Raw genomic sequence first — 17578 nt, forward strand, 5'->3', positions numbered from 1 at the left:
TTATGTATAACGGATAACACAAGGGGGAAAATATCCCCCTGACGTGTTTTATTATGAATGAACGAACGAAATAATAGGAGGTTGAATTCCATTGGCATTCCAATTTAGATTGCCTGATATTGGTGAAGGTATCCATGAAGGTGAAATCGTCAAGTGGTTTGTAAAGCCAGGCGATGAAGTACAAGAAGATGACGTGCTTTGTGAGGTTCAAAACGATAAAGCAGTTGTTGAAATTCCTTCCCCTGTTAAAGGTAAAGTCGAAGAAATTCTTGTTGAAGAAGGAACAGTTGCAACTGTAGGGCAGGTCTTAATTACGTTTGATGCTCCTGGATATGAGGACCTTAAATTCAAGGGAGACCATGAAGATGAGGCTCCTAAAGAAGAAAAAACAGAAGCGCAAGTACAGGCAACAGCTGAAGCTGGCCAGGACGTGAAGAAAGAAGAAGCTCCTGCACAGGATGCACCTAAAGAAGGAGCAGTTATTTCTCAGGCTGATGTTGATCCTAACCGCCGCATTATTGCGATGCCTTCTGTTAGAAAGTACGCTCGTGACAAAGGCGTGGACATACGCCAGGTGGCTGGAAGCGGCAAAAATGGGCGCATTCAAAAAGCTGACATTGATGCATACCTGAATGGTGGTGCACAAGCTGCTGAAGCCCCTGCTCAGGAAGCTGCACCAAAAGCTGAAGCAAAAGAAACTGCACCTGCAGCTGCACAGGCGATTCCTGCTGGACAATATCCGGAAACTCGCGAGAAGATGAGCGGAATCCGCAAAGCCATTGCCAAGGCTATGGTAAACTCCAAGCATACTGCTCCACACGTTACATTAATGGATGAAATTGATGTAACTAAGCTTGTTGCTCACCGCAAGAAGTTTAAAGAAATCGCAGCTAATAAAGGAATCAAGCTTACATTCCTTCCATATGTGGTAAAGGCATTAACAAGTGCATTGCGTGAATTCCCTGCATTAAATACATCCATTGATGATGCTGCAGGTGAAATCATCCACAAGCATTACTACAACATTGGAATTGCAGCTGATACGGAGAAAGGTCTTCTTGTACCGGTTGTAAAGGATGCAGACCGCAAATCTACATTTGCAATTTCAAACGAAATTAACGAACTTGCTGGAAAAGCTCGTGATGGAAAGCTTGCTCCGGATGAAATGAAAGGTGCTTCATGCACAATCACAAATATCGGGTCTGCAGGCGGACAATGGTTTACTCCAGTTATCAATCACCCTGAGGTTGCCATTCTTGGTATTGGCCGAATTGCTGAAAAGCCGGTCGTAAAAGATGGCGAAATTGTTGCTGCACCAGTATTGGCATTGTCTTTAAGCTTTGACCACAGAATCATTGATGGAGCAACTGCACAGAATGCACTAAACCACATCAAACGTTTACTGAACGATCCAGAACTATTGTTAATGGAGGCGTAATAAATGGTAGTAGGAGATTTCCCTATTGAAACAGACACTATAGTCATTGGAGCAGGTCCAGGAGGATATGTTGCAGCTATCCGCGCAGCGCAGCTTGGACAGAAGGTTACAATTGTAGAAAAAGCAAATATGGGCGGTGTTTGCTTAAACGTTGGATGTATTCCTTCAAAGGCGTTAATCGCAGCAGGACACCGCTACGAAACAGCTATGCACTCAGAAGCGATGGGTATTACAGCTGAAAACGTAAAAGTTGACTTTACAAAAGTTCAAGAATTTAAATCCGGTGTCGTTAAGAAACTTACTGGTGGAGTAGAAGGCCTGTTAAAGGGGAATAAAGTTGACATCGTTCGTGGTGAAGCTTACTTTGTTGACAGTAACACCCTTCGTGTTATGGATGACAATTCAGCACAAACATACACGTTTAAAAATGCTATCATTGCAACTGGTTCACGTCCGATTGAACTGCCTGCTTTTAAATACTCCAAACGTGTTCTAGATTCAACAGGTGCACTTGCACTTCAAGAAATTCCAGAAAAAATCGTTGTAATTGGCGGCGGTGTTATTGGGATTGAACTTGGAGGTGCTTATGCGAACTTTGGTTCACAAGTGACCATCCTTGAGGGTGCTGATGATATCCTGGTCGGATTTGAGAAGCAAATGACTTCTCTTGTAAAACGGAACCTAAAGAAAAAAGGCGTTGAATTCATTACGAAAGCACTTGCTAAAGGTGTTGAAGAGAATGAAAATGGGGTTACCGTTAAGTTCGAAGAAAAAGGCGAAGAAAAATCACTTGATGCAGATTATGTGTTTGTAATGGTTGGACGACGTCCAAATACAGATGAACTAGGTTTAGAACAGGTCGGCATTAAGATGAGTGAACGCGGTGTTATTGAAATCGATAAACATTGCCGTACAAATGTGAGCAATATTTATGCGATCGGTGATATTGTTGAAGGTCCTCAATTAGCTCATAAAGCTTCTTACGAAGGTAAAATCGCAGCAGAAGCAATTGCTGGCCATAATTCAGAAATTGATTATCTAGCAATTCCTGCTGTTGTATTTTCTGAGCCTGAATTAGCATCAGTTGGTTATACAGAACAACAGGCAAAAGAAGAAGGAATTGAAGTAACAGCAGCGAAGTTCCCATTTGCAGCTAACGGACGTGCGCTTGCGCTCGACTCAACTGATGGTTTCTTAAAGCTTGTTACACGTAAAGAAGATGGACTTGTAATTGGTGCTCAAATTGCGGGTGCAAGTGCATCTGATATGATTGCTGAACTTGGATTGGCTATTGAAGCTGGAATGACTGCAGAAGATCTGGCTATGACGATTCATGCTCACCCAACATTAGGTGAAATCACAATGGAAGCAGCAGAAGTTGCTATTGGCAGTCCTATTCATATCGTAAAATAAAAAAAATCCTTCCCATTTCGGGAAGGATTTTTTTTATTTTAGCTGCCACTATCCAACGCGTGCGCCATAGGTTTAACAATTTGTTCTTTTGGAACATTACCTTTTATCTCAACAAGCACTTCATCTTGATACACAAGTAAAATCGCCGGACAGTTTTCAACCTCATAATTGTTATAATAATTTTTTGATTCTGATGCAGTGATAATTTTCATTTTTTTTATTTCTTCCGGAAAGCTTCTCTTTAATTCGATGATTGCATCATAATAAGAGACTTCTTGCTCGTATTGTTTATGATTGGAAAAGAAGATAATTTGTTTAACACTGTTGTCAATTATCAGTTCTTTCTTTGCTTCTTTATGATTGCATGAAGAGGTCACAAACAAGAGAGAAACGATTATTAAAAGCGGCAGACCTTTCATATCCATTGCCCTCACTTTATAAAAGATTCCATAAAACGAATAGAAGACAGTTCAAATTAAAGTGTATATTTTTTATAGTATAAAAGTCTTTATGATTTTCCATTTAGCTAACAGTTCGGCAATTATTTGAAGCCTTTACCTCATAATAATGAGTATTTTATCATACAGATTATTATTATTTTGGCTTGTCATTCAAATGTTACAGAAATGAAAAATAAGATTTTCATTTTAAACATATATTACAAACACACAGTGTTTCCTTTATTAAAGGATGTGCTCGGCTCAGTTGTGATTTTAGCCCATGTTGTCGGGAGTGACAGTCGAGAGCCAGGTTTAACATAGTCTTTTAAAAGGGAAATGGATGATAAAATGTGGTGGTGGGAAAAATGAAGATTTATACAGCTCTCTTGCTTCAGCTGATTATTTGGAGCGGTTATACATTCATTGAATGGCTGTCGAAATATGACCAGCTTGTATACAAAGTTATTATGTTTTTTGTGTTTTTCTACTTGGCAATAAATATTGGGAATTGGATTATTAAATCGACAAAAAAAACATTAATGGTAACACTAATGAGTCTAAGCTTATATGGCTCTTTTCATTTGGCTATGTCATACCTCAGTCATTGGTGATGTAATCCGATCAGACAAAAGAAAAGCAGGCACCTGTCCTCATAGGTGCCTGCTTTTTCTATGATTTATGCACTTTTCGATCGGGAATGATTTCTTCTTTAAATGCCTTTATAAGTGAAACAACAATCAGAAGCATGATGATTGTAAAAGGCAGTGCTGCGATTATAGAAGCTCTTTGAAGTGCCTCCAATCCACCTGTCCATAATAGTATAGCTGCTGAGGCAGATTGGATTATTCCCCATACAAATTTTATTCTGTTGGAAGGGTTTAGGCTCCCGTTAGTTGTCTGCATGCCAAGAACGAAGGTGGCGGAGTCTGCAGATGTGATAAAGAAGGTGCTGATTAAGAAAATAGCCAATAAGGATAGAACGGTTGAGAAAGGAAAGTTATCAAAAACAGTAAATAAAGCGACTTCCATTCCTTGTTGTTCAATTGAATCCATTACTGGTTTTGCTTCAAAAAATTCAAGGTATATTCCGGTTCCGCCGAAAACAGAAAACCACAGAGCCCCGAAAATGGTAGGAACGGCAAGTACGCCGATCACAAATTCCCGGATGGTTCTTCCTCTGGAGATACGGGCTATAAAGGTTCCGACAAATGGTGCCCATGCAATCCACCATGCCCAATAAAAGATCGTCCAATCCTGGAACCATGTTAGTTCCTGATCAAAAGGGCTTAATCTGAAGCTCATAGAAGGCAGGTTTTGAAGGTAAGAGCCGATGGTTGTTGTAAATAGATCCATAATAAAATTTGTAGGACCTACAAACAGCAGGAACATCATTAAACCTATAGCTAAGATAATGTTTAAATTACTTAAGTATTTTATTCCTTTATTTAAACCTGTTTGCGCAGAAAGCATAAATAGGATGGTAACGATGGCAATAACCGTTAACTGGGTAGCAATATTATTATCGATTCCGGCAAATGTTGCAGAAAGTCCCCCTGTAATTTGTATAGCTCCAAGACCCAAAGAGGTTGCAACACCAAATACAGTAGCAAAAACGGCGATGAAATTAATGATCACGCCCAGAGGGCCATCAACACGGTCGCCTAAAACAGGTCTTAATATTGAGCTAATAACTCCTGGCGCTCCTTTTCTAAATTGAAAATAGGCAAGAGCAAGCGCAATTACTGTATAAATCGCCCATGGATGGAGTCCCCAGTGGAAAAAGGAATATCTCATTGCTGCTCTTGCAGCATCAGGGGTCTGCCCTTCTGAAAATGGAGGGGCATAATAATGGTACATTGGTTCCGCCACTCCCCAAAATACAAGGCCGATCCCCATTCCGGCGCTGAAAAGCATAGCAAACCAAGTTAGATAATTATATTCTGGTCTGTCAGCATCTTTCCCTAAGCGAATATTTCCGTACTTGGTGAATATTAATAGGATAGAAAAAATTAAAAAGGCTGAAGCTGATAATAAATAAAACCAGCCAAATTTCTCTAGTATGAATCCTTGAATGTTCTGTGTGACTGAGTCAAGGTTTCCATTCGGCAAAACACTTTGCGGGACAAGTCCCCATAAAATAAATAATGCTGTGAATATGACTGAGACCGTAAATACGGGTGTCAGTTTCTTCATCAAATCCCTCCATATGTTTTCAATTGTAATATTTTTTACCCTGATAAAAAAATTGTGTAAAACTCCCTGGCTGTTAAGAAAATAGGAAAAATGTTTTATAATGTTCATATCGAACCTATTTCGTGTAAATGCAGTGGGTAAGGGTAAGGAGTGAGTAGGGGAACAACTCTTTGGCTCTTTGAATACCATTGTTGATAATACCACTTATTGGGTTGACTGAAAAGAAATATGCATTAAAGGAGGGCAACATGAAAAAAGCAGGGGTTATGATACTATTTTCTTTCATTCTGTTTCTGTCTGCATGCGGTACTGTAAAAAAGGAAGAGGCAGCAACAGTCAAAAAGGAACAAGAAGAAATTGAAGAAGAAACGGAAGTAAGCAATTCTGAGCAGGAAACAAATATACAGGCGAACGAAGGAAGCAATAACAAAGAAGATAACGTTAATAATGAAACAAGCCAGGAAACTGTAGCAGCCGTTGAAACGGAATATCAGCTAAATGAGAACAATTGGACCATTGAACCTATAAAAAATGCAAATTCAAAAGTTGTTCTATTAACGATTGATGACGCTCCTGATACATACGCGCTCCAAATGGCTGAAATCTTAAAGAAGCTGGGTGCACCGGCAATCTTTTTTGTAAACGGACATTTTATCGATACGCCAGAAGAGGCAGCCGTACTGAAAGCCATTCATAATCTTGGCTTTCCAATTGGCAATCACACATATAGCCACCAAAATCTGAAAGACCTTTCAGAGGAACAGCAATTTAAAGAAATTGTCGGTCTGAATGATGAAATTGAAGACATAATTGGACAAAGGCCAAAATTTTTTAGAGCTCCTTTTGGTTCCAATACAGATTACAGCAAAAAGATCGCACAGGATGAAAAAATGCTCGTTATGAATTGGACTTATGGGTATGATTGGGAAAAAGAATATCAATCCAAAGAGGCTCTGACAGACATAATGGTCAATTCTCCATATTTAGTGGAGGGTGCCAATTTATTGATGCATGACAGGCAATGGACAAAGGAAGCTCTAGAGGATATTGTAAAAGGACTCCAAAATAAAGGATATGAAATGGCAAACCCAGCACGAATTAAAACGGTTCAATAAAGTATTGATTTGATTACTGAATCTTTTAGAAAAGCTCTTTTCTAAAAGATTGTTGCTTTTAGATAGAGTCCATAAATAAAAATATTGTTAAGTAAGTTTGGTTGATTGGAGCGTAAGGTGCGAGACTCCAGCGGGAGGAGTGGGACAGGTGAGACCCCACAGGCGCTGCGTGCCGAGGAGGCTCACCGCCCGCCCCTCGTTCGCTGAGCATCCTGGAGCGGAAATCATTACTTGTTTAAAAGCAACAAAGTTTGCGAAAACAGCCTTTAGAAAAGAGCCTAAAAGAAGGAAGAGGAGTCTCTAGTTTGACTCCTCTTCCTTCTTTGGTTTCCCAGTAAAATATCTTGAAAAAATAGTGTAAAGGGGAAAGAACAATAAAAAGTAACTAAAGAAAGAAAAAAGAAAAGGTACAGCTTTGTAGCCCGTTTCTTTTTCAAACGGAGATGAAAATTTTACTTCCAGCGGATAAGAATAGGAATCCTCAGGGAAGGATGTTGTTTGTTCCGCGAAAGGAAATGGTGCACCGAACTCAATATTTTGATGGGTGCTTTCCGGTTTCCGCTCATAATACGAGTGAAAAATAAATGGAGATATTATAGTAAACGCCAAGCTTAATATTACGATAATAATAACCTTTTTGCTGATCATGTTTCACCTCTTGGGTTTATGTATAAATAGAATAAGAACAGCTTTGGAGCTGTTCTCTTTAATAAATCTATTTTTTTTATTTTCTGGGATAGAAATACATAACTCTTCCATTAAATAAATGCAATTCCCCTTTGAGCTTTTTAGCAAGGAATTTGCAGAATTCGTTGGCTTTCCCCTTATCACCAAACGTAGCGTTTTCTGGCAATGTTACTTGTATGTAGGTTTGCTCTCTTTCAGAACCATCTTCTACTCTGACCATTTCTTTATCCACACCGAGTATAATAGCATTATAGCGGTCATGGTTTGACAAAAGGTAAAACCAGCTGCCTTTTCCTTCAGGCTTTTCTTTAATTTCATAAGGAAAAGCGGCATCATCATATTCCCACTTAATCTGGTCACCTGTTTTACCTGTAATGTCTTTAAAATACAAAAATAGTTCTTTAATCTCTTCAGTTGTGATCCTTTCCTTATCTGATGAAGGAACAAGCTTTATATATGCATTAGCTGCCATCATCTTCCCCCCATTATCCCAAATAGTGTGGTATGAACATCCTATTTCATTCTAGCACTGATTAAAATCTTATGACAACTTAAAATAGGAAGGAAAATTTAAAATACTTGTCAAAATTGGGAAATTGAATTATAATAATATTCTAAATATTAAATTAAAAAGGAGGAATAATATGGAGTTTTTCGAGAAGCTCTACGATGAGCATGAAAATGTTAATGTTCGATTTGTTGGTTTTACAACTGAAACAACCCGTTATGATTTTGGCATCGTTTATACCAATCTCTTCTTTTCAAAGCCTCTGGTTATTTGTATGCAAACAGGCCGCTCCACTCTCCTCGACCCAAAAGATCTCGAAGACATTGAATACTTACAAAAGGCATTTAAGCTTGATTTATATGAACAGGCAGCGGATTTGAGTGAGTTTTTCAAAGAAGCTATACCGGGTGCCCGTTTTGAAACACAATATGAATAATGTATAAGGATTCTTATAAAAAAGCAGACACTTAGGTCTGCTTTTTTATATTGTGACATACTAATAAGGAAGGAACACGTGCCTGATGAAATGTAAAATACCAAAAAATACTTTAAATATGTTATACAATTAGGCTTGAAATATTAATAGTGTTATATTATTATTGAATTAAGAAGTTAAGCGCTTTCAGTTTAAATAAAAAACTCAATGAAAAGGAGAATGAAAAGATGGGTACAATCGTATGCCAGGCTTGCAATTCAACTATCGATCACTTTGAGGATGAAAAAGTAACGGTTTTGTATTCTAAACAATGCAACTGCTGTGACGGAGAAAAAACAGACAAAGCTAATAACCGCTAATAATAAAAAGAGCCTATTCCATAAAGGAAAGGCTCTTTTGCTTTATCGTATGGCACGATGTTCTTCAATGACGCGCAGGAATTTGAAATCATAATCCTCAGGTCCTTGTACTGGAAGACCGGCTTCCATATTTGTTTTAATATACCAAAGATTTTCTTTTGTAATGATTTCCCCTGGGATAAAAATCGGTATGCCGGGCGGATAGACCATGATGAATTCAGCTATAATTCTTCCTTCTGATTCATCAAATGGCACCAGTTCTGTATCAGCATAAAAGGCATCGCGAGGCGTTAAGGATAAGACTGGAATATCAGGCAGCAGCACTTGAGTTTCAAGTTTTTCCGTATTTCCTTCGCGCTCTTTCGCAAGTTCGGCAAGAGCAGATACTAAAATGTCGGCTTCCTTTTGCGTATCTCCTGGTGTGATGATACAAAGGATGTTATATAAATCGGACATTTCAACTTCGATATTATGTTTTTCGCGAAGCCAATTTTCAACATCAAAACCGTTCATGCCAAGTTCCTTGACTGAAATGATCAATTTTGTCGGATCATAGTCATGGGCAGCTTGCGTTTCCAATATTTCTTCTCCAACGCAATATAATCGATCGATATCATTTATGCGCCGGCGGATTGATTGTGCCAATTCTATAGTTTGGCCAATAAGCGCCTTGCCCTCAGTGGCAAGGCGTTTTCTGGCAACATCCAATGAAGCAAGCAATAAATAGGAAGTAGAAGTAGTCGTCAGCATACTTAAAATGGATTGTACCCTTTTGGCCGAAACAAGGTTTCCTTTCATGTTTAAAACAGAGCTTTGCGTCATAGACCCTCCCAGTTTATGAACCGAGGTAGCTGCTAAATCTGCTCCAGCCTGCATAGCAGATAATGGCAGCTCGTCATGGAAATGGATATGCACTCCATGTGCTTCATCAACGAGGACTGGCACATTATAGGAATGGGCTATGTCTACAATTTTCTTTAAATCAGCTGAAATGCCGAAATATGTTGGATTTATAACCAGAACTCCCTTAGCGTCTGGATGGAGTTCAAGGGCCTTCGATACAGATTCAGTAGTAATTCCGTGTGATATACCCAGTTTTTCATCGATCTCGGGATGAATGAAAATTGGCGTTGCACCCGAGAAAACAATAGCAGACATAACGGATTTATGAACATTCCGAGGAACGATAATTTTATCTCCAGGACCGCATACCGCCATAACCATCGTCATGATGGCTCCGCTTGTTCCCTGTACGGAGAAGAATGTTCTATCAGCTCCAAATGCCTCTGCAGCAAGGTCCTGGGCTTCTTTAATAATTCCTTTTGGCTGATGGAGATCATCAAGCGGACCGATATTGATCAGGTCGATTGCAAGAGCATTATCTCCAATATATTCTCTAAATTCCGGGTCAATTCCAGTGCCTTTTTTATGCCCTGGTATGTGAAACTGCACCGGATCCTTTTTTGCGTGTGCAAGTAAACCGCTGAATAACGGTGTATTATATTGAGACAACTTATTCCCACACCTCTTTAGTTAATATTTCAATTTGATCATGTTATAAAACATTTGCATTATAGCATTATTCAATCCCTTTGCATAGAAAGATTTATCGTTCTGCAACCATATGGGCCAGACAATTCCCCTGGCTAAAATTTTCTGCTTTCTTTTTAGTTTTAGAAGTTAACAGGAAATTAAAACATAAAAATAGAAATAGAAGAATATTGACGAATGGAGGTTGTAATTATGAATTGGAACACAAGGGTTACAGAAATGCTAAATATTCAATATCCTATCATTCAGGGAGGGCTTGCACATCTCGCTTATTCTGATTTGGCTGCTGCCGTTTCAAATGCAGGCGGGCTAGGGCAGGTAACAGCAATGTCTCTAAGCAGCCCAGGAAAACTCAAAGAAGAAATCCAAAGAGTAAAGACATTGACAGACAAGCCTTTCGGGGTTAATTTTGCTATTGGGCAGCACGGCAGGTCATTTGCTGAATATCTGGATATTGCTATTGAAGAAGAAGTTCCGGTAATATCTATGACAGGTGGAAACCCTGCCCCCATTTTTGAACAATTGAAAGGTATAAATGTTAAGAAACTTGTTCTTGTAGCAGCCAAAAGGCAGGCAATAAAGGCGGAAGAGTTAGGTGCCGATGCAGTAATGGTCGTCGGCCAGGAAGGGGGAGGACATTTAGGCAGGGATGATATCGGAACCTTTGTCCTCGTTCCTCAAGTGGTTGATGCTGTATCCATTCCTGTTATAGCATCAGGAGGCATCGGGGATGGCAGAGGAATGATGGCTGCGCTAAGTCTTGGAGCAGAAGGGATTGAAATGGGAACGAGATTTGTGGCGACAAAAGAGTGCGTTCATGCATCCGAGTTATATAAAAACCGTCTGGTGGAAGGAACAGAAAATGATACAGTTGTTATAAAAAGAACAATTGGCGCTCCTGCCAGGGTAATTGCAAACCCTTGGACAGATAAAATCCTCGAAATAGAAAAACAAAACGGCAGTTATGAACAATTAAAGAATTACATAAGCGGGAATGCTAATAAGAAATATATTCATGAGGGGAAAGACCATGAAGGTTTCGCATGGGCTGGCCAGGTAATGGGATTAATCAAGGATGTGCCGACTGTTGATGAGTTAATTCAGAGGATGGTAGCTGAAGGGGAAAGCGTCCGAAAAAAATGGGCTGAGTCAATATAAAGCAGCAGGATAATCATAATTGAGGTGAAATTGACATGGAATATCAATACCCGATTGACCATGATTGGTCAACAGAAGAAATTGTAGATGTTATTAAATATTTCGAAAGCATTGAGCAGGCTTATGAAAAAGGAATTGAGCGGGATCAATTCATGAATGCCTACAGACGGTTTAAGGAAATAGTACCGGGCAAAGCACAGGAAAAAAATCTTTGTGATGAATTTGAAGAACAAAGCGGCTATTCATCATACAAAGCGGTGAAGGCAGCCAAGGAGTCTTCTGCAGGGGATAAAATAAAAATGAAATAACAGGCTTGGCAAATGAACTGCACCGGCTAAAGAACGAAAAAGCAAAACCTCCTACTTGAAAGGAAGTTTTGCTTTTTTTGATATTAATTAATGATGTTTATGCCATTTTGTATAGGGGTAATAAGTTTCTAAATACAGAATCTGCTTTTTCAATAAATTGATCAGGCGACATGCTGACGGCTTCTTCTCTAGGAATATTGATGCCGCACAGAATTTCAGCCTTCTTGACAGTTTGCAGGCGAACAAACATGGATTGTAATTCATCTTTGGACAATTGGCTATGCGGATGCACCGATGGTTTTGTATGATCAACAGACCAGACATAATCCTTAGGTACTTCTTTATACAATTTATCCAGACTGTCCTCGAAAGCTTTTCCGATGGCCTCTTTACTCGGTGCTTCATAGATGACAGCAAACCAAATGAATACATGTGTTTCCCATAAACCAATTTGAAAATGCGGAAGCATTTTGTAGCCTCTTGAATTACTTGCAAAGGCAACCCACGTATCTTTTGGGGGATTCTTGGTTCGCCTCGCATGTTTAGCAACATGAGGAAACATTTCATCGCCGGATAATGCTGAAAGCGAAGGGGCAAAATGCTGTCCCAGTTCTTCAAGCTTCGGTCTAATCGTTGACTTTAATGCTTCCATTCTGTCATCAAGGCCATCTATTTCAAAAACATTGAAATCTTCATTGGTAAAACCGGAAAATGCCATAAGCTAACCTCCTAAATGCTTTGTCAAATATTGTAGCATAACCTCGAACAATCTAGAAATATTAAGCCTTAAAGCTCTTTATAAATAGGCAGTGTAAACTCTCATGCTGATCTTGGCATTAAGATGACTGGAGCGAAAAGCAGGCGCCTGAAATGGGAATCAACAGGCACGGTTAGCAGAGCTATAATTTAAGTTTGGGTTATCGCACAAATTAGTTGCATCTGAGAATTACTCTTCATATGATAATAGTAAAAATAATCAGAAAATTAATTAGATTATTGGAAGGGGTGTACTGTCTAATGAAACAACTTATGAATTCTGTTAAGAAAAAAGCCGGTGAGAGAGAAAGGACAGCAGTTCTAAGACTGGAAATGGATTATGAATTAGCTACTTTATTTGATGCCATGAAAGAAAAAAATGAAGACTTAAAGAAGCAAACAAAGCTAAAGCTTGAAAGGATCAGACAGGAACTTCTAAGATTAAAAGCACTTTAAAGATGATGTATCTTGAACTGTGAAGCAAAGGAGAAAAGGCAGAAAAAATGCAGATAAAAAGCAAAAACCTTTAGAAACGAACTCCCTTATTGGATATGGAGTTCGTTTATTATTTTATAAATGCCTTCTTCTTAAATAAATAGGCTGCAAATGATTATCCTCTCCCTGGGAGAGGATATAACTTGAAGAACATCGCTAATTCATTTAAGCTATTAATATTTTAGGCTGTGTTGAAGCTAAATATTGATTTCAGCAAAGAGCGGCAGGCACGAGGTTTCATCTGGAGAATCGAGTCATGGGGAGACCCCACAGGCGCTGTTAGACCGCCTGCTGAAAGCAATGTATGGAGCGGAAATCAACAGGCAAGTTCAACAGCCATATTTTTAAAAAATCCCATAAAATAACAATGGAGACTTAGCGGAGGGTGGGCCAAGTATGACAAATTGGAGCGAATTAGATACATATGCAAAAGCCTGGGTTAAAGAGGCTGGAGTCAACATCCGGAATTCCTTCAGTAAAACATTGACAATTACGACAAAGTCAAATGCAAATGATTTGGTTACGGATATTGATCAGGGAACAGAACAATTTTTCATAAAGAAAATTAAAGAGAAATATCCTGAACACCGAATCCTTGGGGAAGAGGGATTTGGCGATAAGTTAAACGACTTGGACGGAATTGTGTGGATTATCGACCCAATCGATGGAACAATGAACTTTGTGCATCAGCAAAGAAATTTTGCGATTTCAATTGGCATCTATGAAAATGGCGAAGGGAAAATCGGATTGATTTATGACGTGGTGCATGATGAATTGTATCATGCTATTAAGGGGCATGGAGTTTATATGAATGAATTGAAGCTTCCTCCATTAAAAGAAACAGAAGTCTCCAAAGCGGTTATAGGGCTGAATGCCACATGGGTAACGGAAAATAAGCGGATTGATCCGTCGCTGCTGGCACCGCTGGTTAAAAATGCGCGGGGGACCCGCTCTTATGGCTCTGCTGCTATAGAGATGGCTTATATTGCATCAGGGCGGGTTGACGCCTATATTACCTTAAGACTGGCGCCGTGGGACTTTGCCGCTGGTGTCATAATGATTGAGGAGCTGGGAGGAAAAGCGACTACTCTTAAAGGAGAGCCGTTGAATCTGCTAGAAAATAACTCTGTTTTTGTCTCGAAGCCGGGTCTCCACCAGGAAATCATGAAAGAGTATTTAAACAATGGAAATTGGTAATCTGACCAGTAATTTATTGACTGATTCAGATTGGCCATTCTTCTTAAAAATCATAAAAACCAGTCCTGAGTGGGAAGAAACCGAAAAAAGCGGGTTTAACCTTAAAAAGTACGTGGCTTTGCATGAGAAATTGAATGGGGAGTGGAGACTATGGCGATTGGATGGTGAGCAGATAGCCGTCACCTTTCATGTTAATAAATCGCCATCCAATCAAAAGCCGTGGATTGGAACTATTCTTGTTAAGGAAGAAAGGCGGAGACAAGGTTTGGGTATAGCGATAATCGGAAAAATAGGTGAGGAACTGAAAAGCAGTGGGGAGAAGTCATTATTTGCAGGTGTGCCGGAATATCGCTATAAGTGGATCGAGTTTCTATCTGATGCCGGATTTGAACAGTTTAAGATGGAGACTTCTCCTGAAGGAAAAGATTATTTGATAATGGTCTGTCCGCTTATTTAAGAAAGCTGCAGCACTTGGCTGCAGCTTTTTTGCGCTTTGTTATAGCAATCCGTCTTCTCTCATTTTCTTCTTTGTTTTAAAACCGAAACCCATTACAAAAACTAACAGGACGATTGAAAAAATAATGCCAAATATGCTTCGTTCAGCCACTGCAACTCCAATTCCCATCATGCATACGGCTGTTCCAATCGCAAAAGCTAATAAAGGCCACTTGATATGTTTCATACTATTTTACCCTCCCAGGCGGAGTAATAAGTGCATTTGCTGGCAAACAATATATAGAAATAGCGTATTAAATAATTGAAATAACCTAAAAAGCCAGGCACGAACCCCTTTTCTACATTATTTTACACAAAAAGCTTTTAGGTTTCTACAGTAATTATGATATAATGTATCAGTTGTAAAAAAAATGTAGAAAAATGATTTAGTTTTTATAAATAGGAGGAAATCTTTTGAAACTAAGAGAAGACATTCGCAATATAGCGATTATTGCCCACGTTGACCACGGAAAAACTACGCTGGTTGACGAACTTTTAAAACAGTCTGGAACATTTCGCTCAAACGAGCATGTAGAAGAGCGTGCCATGGACTCAAATGATTTGGAAAGAGAACGTGGAATTACCATCTTAGCTAAAAATACTGCAGTTAAATATAAAGATACAAGAATCAACATACTTGATACGCCAGGACACGCAGATTTTGGCGGTGAAGTTGAACGTATCATGAAAATGGTTGATGGTGTTTTATTAGTAGTGGATGCATATGAAGGCTGTATGCCGCAAACACGCTTCGTGCTCAAAAAGGCATTGGAACAAAAACTAACTCCAATCGTAGTTGTAAATAAAATTGACAAGGAATCTGCCCGCCCAACAGAAGTTGTTGATGAAGTAATCGATTTATTTATCGAACTTGGTGCAGATGAAGACCAGCTTGAGTTTCCGGTCATTTATGCATCAGCTATTGCTGGAACTGCAAGTACAACTCCTGAAAAACAGGATGATGATATGCATTCGGTTTATGAAGCCATTATTGACCATATACCAGCACCTGTTGATAACCGCGAAGAACCGCTTCAATTCCAGGTAGCACTTTTAGATTACAATGATTATGTAGGAAGAATTGGGATTGGCCGCGTATTCCGTGGAACGATTAAGGTCGGTCAGCAAGTTGCACTAATGAAGCTTGATGGTTCAGTCAAACAGTTCCGTGTGACGAAAATTTTTGGGTTCTTCGGCCTGAAGCGCGAAGAAATCCAAGAAGCTTATCCTGGGGATCTAATCGCTGTTTCCGGAATGGAAGATATCAACGTAGGGGAAACTGTCTGCCCTGTTGAGCATCAGGAAGCACTTCCTGTTCTAAGAATAGATGAGCCAACATTGCAAATGACTTTCGTTGTAAATAACAGCCCATTCGCAGGAAGAGAAGGCAAGTATATTACAGCCAGAAAAGTTGAAGAAAGATTACGTGCCCAGCTTGAGACAGATGTGAGTCTTCGTGTTGAAAATACAGATTCGCCTGACGCTTGGGTTGTATCTGGACGCGGAGAACTTCATTTATCAATCCTCATTGAAAATATGCGCCGTGAAGGGTTTGAATTGCAGGTTTCGAAGCCTGAAGTAATTATTAGAGAAATTGATGGTGTTCGCTGTGAACCAGTAGAACGTGTTCAAATTGATGTGCCAGAGGATAATACCGGCTCAATTATTGAATCAATGGGTACACGTAAAGGTGAAATGCTTGATATGGTGAATAACGGAAATGGTCAAGTGCGACTAACATTTAATGTTCCAGCCCGCGGACTAATTGGCTATTCCACAGAATTTATGACGCTTACTCGCGGATACGGTATTATCAATCACACATTTGACAGCTATCAGCCTGAGATTAAAGGACAAATTGGCGGAAGAAGCAAAGGCGTGCTCGTTTCAATGGAAAGTGGAAAGTCATCCACATATGGTATTATGCAAGTAGAGGATAGAGGAACTATTTTCGTTGAGCCAGGTACTGAGATCTATGAAGGAATGATTGTAGGTGAACATACTCGCGAGAATGATCTTACAGTTAATATCACAAAAGTGAAGCACGCAACCAACATTCGTTCTGCTAATAAGGATCAAACCAATGTGATTAAAAAGCCGCGCATATTGACACTTGAAGAAGCCCTGGAATATTTGAATGATGATGAGCTTCTTGAGGTAACACCTGAATCAATCAGACTGCGCAAGAAAATTCTTGATAAAAATGAACGTGAAAGAGTAGCTAAGAAAAAGAAATACGCTGAAACAAACTAAGGCTAAGAAGGGGGAGGAAAGAGGGATATGGATGTTTCACAACGCCTGTCTTTTTTCGCTGCTTTATTCAAAGTCGATCAAAATCCCACAACAGGGATGTGGCTGCTTTATATAACAATTGTCCTTTTGTCTATCCTGGTTTTTAAACTTGGATTTGCCAAAAAGCTTCCTATTGCCAAATCAGTTGTTATTTACACCTTCTTAATTTTGGGATGTACCATGCTGACTTTTCTTGGTGTGTTCCTTCCGGTTGCTGAAGGCCTTGTTGTGGCTGCGCTAATCTTGATTATCTATAAAATCCGCCTTCACCAGGAAAAGAAGCATCAGGCAAATGCGGATTAACGGGGAGAGGCTGATATGAAATCTTTGCAGGATTCACTGTATAACTGGTTAACGATTAAAATTGTCAGTGATGAACGGCCTGATGATACAGCAGCAACAGACACAGAAAAGATGTTTTTTGACATTCTCGGAGATGAGCATCAGATTTCCGATCTGGAAGTTGAAAAAGATGAAGTTATGTACTATGTGCATTACACTAAGGACGGAGAACGGAATAAAACCCGTTTTCCGCGTGATTTGATTGAGGTCATGCTCAATCAAATCCAAAATGAACCTGATAAGTATGTGAATTATCCAGAAGATTAATAAAGGCCGCTCCCTCCAAGGGGCGGCTTTATTTTGGCTTGTTCGTGTTGTCTGGCATTCCAAGCTATTCTGCCTAGCGGATAAATCCTAATTTGTTTTAAAAGTCCATTACACTCCAAATTGGGAGG

General features: G+C 39.4%; 21 protein-coding genes. 14 read left to right on the forward strand and 7 right to left on the reverse strand.

Going from position 1 to position 17578, the window contains the following annotated elements; genetic code table 11:
• The first annotated feature begins 91 nt into the window (after positions 1–91).
• Both J7I93_RS06680 and lpdA read left to right on the forward strand, forming a co-directional pair.
• Entirely contained in the window at positions 92–1438 is a 1347-nt protein-coding gene (locus J7I93_RS06680) for a dihydrolipoamide acetyltransferase family protein (RefSeq protein ID WP_214724540.1), read from the forward strand.
• Positions 1439–1441: 3 nt separating this feature from the next.
• Positions 1442–2851, forward strand: a complete 1410-nt coding sequence (lpdA, locus tag J7I93_RS06685; RefSeq protein ID WP_214724541.1) for a dihydrolipoyl dehydrogenase — start codon at positions 1442–1444, stop codon at positions 2849–2851.
• Between the two features lie 38 nt (positions 2852–2889).
• Here lpdA and J7I93_RS06690 read toward each other — a convergent pair whose 3' ends face one another.
• A complete protein-coding gene (locus J7I93_RS06690) occupies positions 2890–3270 on the reverse strand; it encodes a small peptidoglycan-associated lipoprotein (RefSeq protein WP_214724543.1) in 381 nt (126 codons plus the stop codon).
• A 386-nt stretch (positions 3271–3656) separates the two neighbouring features.
• On the opposite strand from J7I93_RS06690, the gene J7I93_RS06695 reads away from it, so the two are divergent.
• Positions 3657–3902 carry a hypothetical protein gene (locus J7I93_RS06695; RefSeq protein ID WP_214724545.1) on the forward strand — a complete coding sequence of 82 codons (246 nt, stop codon included), beginning with the start codon at positions 3657–3659 and terminating at the stop codon, positions 3900–3902.
• 58 nt (positions 3903–3960) lie between these two features.
• Here the strand turns inward: J7I93_RS06695 and J7I93_RS06700 are convergent, their stop codons facing one another.
• On the reverse strand, positions 3961–5484 hold the full coding sequence (locus J7I93_RS06700; protein ID WP_214724547.1) for a glycine betaine uptake BCCT transporter: 1524 nt from the start codon (positions 5482–5484) through the stop codon (positions 3961–3963).
• A 248-nt stretch (positions 5485–5732) separates the two neighbouring features.
• Here J7I93_RS06700 and J7I93_RS06705 point away from each other — a divergent pair, with 248 nt between their 5' ends.
• Entirely contained in the window at positions 5733–6599 is an 867-nt protein-coding gene (locus J7I93_RS06705) for a polysaccharide deacetylase family protein (protein WP_214724549.1), read from the forward strand.
• Positions 6600–6899: 300 nt separating this feature from the next.
• Here the strand turns inward: J7I93_RS06705 and J7I93_RS06710 are convergent, their stop codons facing one another.
• Entirely contained in the window at positions 6900–7247 is a 348-nt protein-coding gene (locus J7I93_RS06710) for a hypothetical protein (RefSeq protein WP_214724551.1), read from the reverse strand.
• 76 nt (positions 7248–7323) lie between these two features.
• Positions 7324–7758 (reverse strand): DUF1885 family protein, encoded by a 435-nt coding sequence (locus tag J7I93_RS06715; RefSeq protein WP_214724814.1) that lies wholly within the window; start codon positions 7756–7758, stop codon positions 7324–7326.
• A gap of 172 nt (positions 7759–7930) precedes the next feature.
• On the opposite strand from J7I93_RS06715, the gene J7I93_RS06720 reads away from it, so the two are divergent.
• Positions 7931–8230 (forward strand): DUF3055 domain-containing protein, encoded by a 300-nt coding sequence (locus J7I93_RS06720; protein ID WP_214724553.1) that lies wholly within the window; start codon positions 7931–7933, stop codon positions 8228–8230.
• A 227-nt stretch (positions 8231–8457) separates the two neighbouring features.
• Entirely contained in the window at positions 8458–8589 is a 132-nt protein-coding gene (locus J7I93_RS06725) for a GapA-binding peptide SR1P (protein WP_214724555.1), read from the forward strand.
• 42 nt (positions 8590–8631) lie between these two features.
• Here the strand turns inward: J7I93_RS06725 and J7I93_RS06730 are convergent, their stop codons facing one another.
• Positions 8632–10101 carry an aminotransferase class I/II-fold pyridoxal phosphate-dependent enzyme gene (locus J7I93_RS06730; RefSeq protein WP_214724557.1) on the reverse strand — a complete coding sequence of 490 codons (1470 nt, stop codon included), beginning with the start codon at positions 10099–10101 and terminating at the stop codon, positions 8632–8634.
• Between the two features lie 231 nt (positions 10102–10332).
• Here J7I93_RS06730 and J7I93_RS06735 point away from each other — a divergent pair, with 231 nt between their 5' ends.
• Both J7I93_RS06735 and J7I93_RS06740 read left to right on the forward strand, forming a co-directional pair.
• The gene (locus J7I93_RS06735; RefSeq protein WP_214724559.1) at positions 10333–11298 is read left to right on the forward strand and encodes an NAD(P)H-dependent flavin oxidoreductase; all 966 of its coding nucleotides are present in this window, start codon (positions 10333–10335) and stop codon (positions 11296–11298) included.
• A 35-nt stretch (positions 11299–11333) separates the two neighbouring features.
• On the forward strand, positions 11334–11606 hold the full coding sequence (locus tag J7I93_RS06740; protein WP_214724561.1) for a UPF0223 family protein: 273 nt from the start codon (positions 11334–11336) through the stop codon (positions 11604–11606).
• A 97-nt stretch (positions 11607–11703) separates the two neighbouring features.
• On the opposite strand, the gene J7I93_RS06745 is transcribed toward J7I93_RS06740, so the two are convergent.
• Positions 11704–12324: a YktB family protein gene (locus J7I93_RS06745; protein WP_214724563.1), complete on the reverse strand. Its 621-nt coding sequence runs from the start codon at positions 12322–12324 to the stop codon at positions 11704–11706.
• 299 nt (positions 12325–12623) lie between these two features.
• On the opposite strand from J7I93_RS06745, the gene J7I93_RS06750 reads away from it, so the two are divergent.
• From J7I93_RS06750 to J7I93_RS06760, 3 genes are all read left to right on the forward strand, one after another.
• On the forward strand, positions 12624–12818 hold the full coding sequence (locus J7I93_RS06750) for a hypothetical protein (protein ID WP_214724565.1): 195 nt from the start codon (positions 12624–12626) through the stop codon (positions 12816–12818).
• A 435-nt stretch (positions 12819–13253) separates the two neighbouring features.
• Positions 13254–14054, forward strand: a complete 801-nt coding sequence (locus J7I93_RS06755; RefSeq protein ID WP_214724567.1) for an inositol monophosphatase family protein — start codon at positions 13254–13256, stop codon at positions 14052–14054.
• Complete coding sequence (locus J7I93_RS06760) at positions 14041–14511, forward strand: GNAT family N-acetyltransferase (RefSeq protein WP_214724569.1); 471 nt, start codon at positions 14041–14043, stop codon at positions 14509–14511. The genes J7I93_RS06755 and J7I93_RS06760 overlap by 14 nt, the downstream gene beginning before the upstream one ends.
• A 39-nt stretch (positions 14512–14550) precedes the next feature.
• On the opposite strand, the gene J7I93_RS06765 is transcribed toward J7I93_RS06760, so the two are convergent.
• Positions 14551–14736 (reverse strand): YlaF family protein, encoded by a 186-nt coding sequence (locus J7I93_RS06765; RefSeq protein WP_214724571.1) that lies wholly within the window; start codon positions 14734–14736, stop codon positions 14551–14553.
• A gap of 227 nt (positions 14737–14963) precedes the next feature.
• Between J7I93_RS06765 and typA the strand changes: the two genes are divergently transcribed.
• From typA to J7I93_RS06780, 3 genes are read left to right on the forward strand one after another with little or no spacing between them, the layout of a single operon-like run.
• Complete coding sequence (gene typA / locus J7I93_RS06770) at positions 14964–16802, forward strand: translational GTPase TypA (RefSeq protein ID WP_214724573.1); 1839 nt, start codon at positions 14964–14966, stop codon at positions 16800–16802.
• Positions 16803–16829: 27 nt separating this feature from the next.
• Complete coding sequence (locus J7I93_RS06775; protein WP_214724575.1) at positions 16830–17144, forward strand: YlaH-like family protein; 315 nt, start codon at positions 16830–16832, stop codon at positions 17142–17144.
• Positions 17145–17159: 15 nt separating this feature from the next.
• Entirely contained in the window at positions 17160–17450 is a 291-nt protein-coding gene (locus J7I93_RS06780) for a hypothetical protein (RefSeq protein ID WP_214724577.1), read from the forward strand.
• Positions 17451–17578 lie beyond the last annotated feature (128 nt).

The sequence above is a fragment of the Bacillus sp. ISL-47 genome, assembly GCF_018613175.1.
In the GTDB taxonomy this organism is placed as follows: Bacteria; Bacillota; Bacilli; order Bacillales; family Cytobacillaceae; genus Cytobacillus.

Coding starts and splice junctions, on each gene's coding strand:
- lpdA (WP_214724541.1), top strand. CDS start 1,442: ATGGTAGTAGGAGATTTCCCTATTGAAACAGACACTATAGTCATTGGA.
- J7I93_RS06690 (WP_214724543.1), bottom strand. CDS start 3,270: ATGAAAGGTCTGCCGCTTTTAATAATCGTTTCTCTCTTGTTTGTGACC.
- J7I93_RS06695 (WP_214724545.1), top strand. CDS start 3,657: ATGAAGATTTATACAGCTCTCTTGCTTCAGCTGATTATTTGGAGCGGT.
- J7I93_RS06700 (WP_214724547.1), bottom strand. CDS start 5,484: ATGAAGAAACTGACACCCGTATTTACGGTCTCAGTCATATTCACAGCA.
- J7I93_RS06705 (WP_214724549.1), top strand. CDS start 5,733: ATGAAAAAAGCAGGGGTTATGATACTATTTTCTTTCATTCTGTTTCTG.
- J7I93_RS06710 (WP_214724551.1), bottom strand. CDS start 7,247: ATGATCAGCAAAAAGGTTATTATTATCGTAATATTAAGCTTGGCGTTT.
- J7I93_RS06715 (WP_214724814.1), bottom strand. CDS start 7,758: ATGGCAGCTAATGCATATATAAAGCTTGTTCCTTCATCAGATAAGGAA.
- J7I93_RS06720 (WP_214724553.1), top strand. CDS start 7,931: ATGGAGTTTTTCGAGAAGCTCTACGATGAGCATGAAAATGTTAATGTT.
- J7I93_RS06725 (WP_214724555.1), top strand. CDS start 8,458: ATGGGTACAATCGTATGCCAGGCTTGCAATTCAACTATCGATCACTTT.
- J7I93_RS06735 (WP_214724559.1), top strand. CDS start 10,333: ATGAATTGGAACACAAGGGTTACAGAAATGCTAAATATTCAATATCCT.
- J7I93_RS06740 (WP_214724561.1), top strand. CDS start 11,334: ATGGAATATCAATACCCGATTGACCATGATTGGTCAACAGAAGAAATT.
- J7I93_RS06745 (WP_214724563.1), bottom strand. CDS start 12,324: ATGGCATTTTCCGGTTTTACCAATGAAGATTTCAATGTTTTTGAAATA.
- J7I93_RS06750 (WP_214724565.1), top strand. CDS start 12,624: ATGAAACAACTTATGAATTCTGTTAAGAAAAAAGCCGGTGAGAGAGAA.
- J7I93_RS06755 (WP_214724567.1), top strand. CDS start 13,254: ATGACAAATTGGAGCGAATTAGATACATATGCAAAAGCCTGGGTTAAA.
- J7I93_RS06760 (WP_214724569.1), top strand. CDS start 14,041: ATGGAAATTGGTAATCTGACCAGTAATTTATTGACTGATTCAGATTGG.
- J7I93_RS06765 (WP_214724571.1), bottom strand. CDS start 14,736: ATGAAACATATCAAGTGGCCTTTATTAGCTTTTGCGATTGGAACAGCC.
- J7I93_RS06775 (WP_214724575.1), top strand. CDS start 16,830: ATGGATGTTTCACAACGCCTGTCTTTTTTCGCTGCTTTATTCAAAGTC.
- J7I93_RS06780 (WP_214724577.1), top strand. CDS start 17,160: ATGAAATCTTTGCAGGATTCACTGTATAACTGGTTAACGATTAAAATT.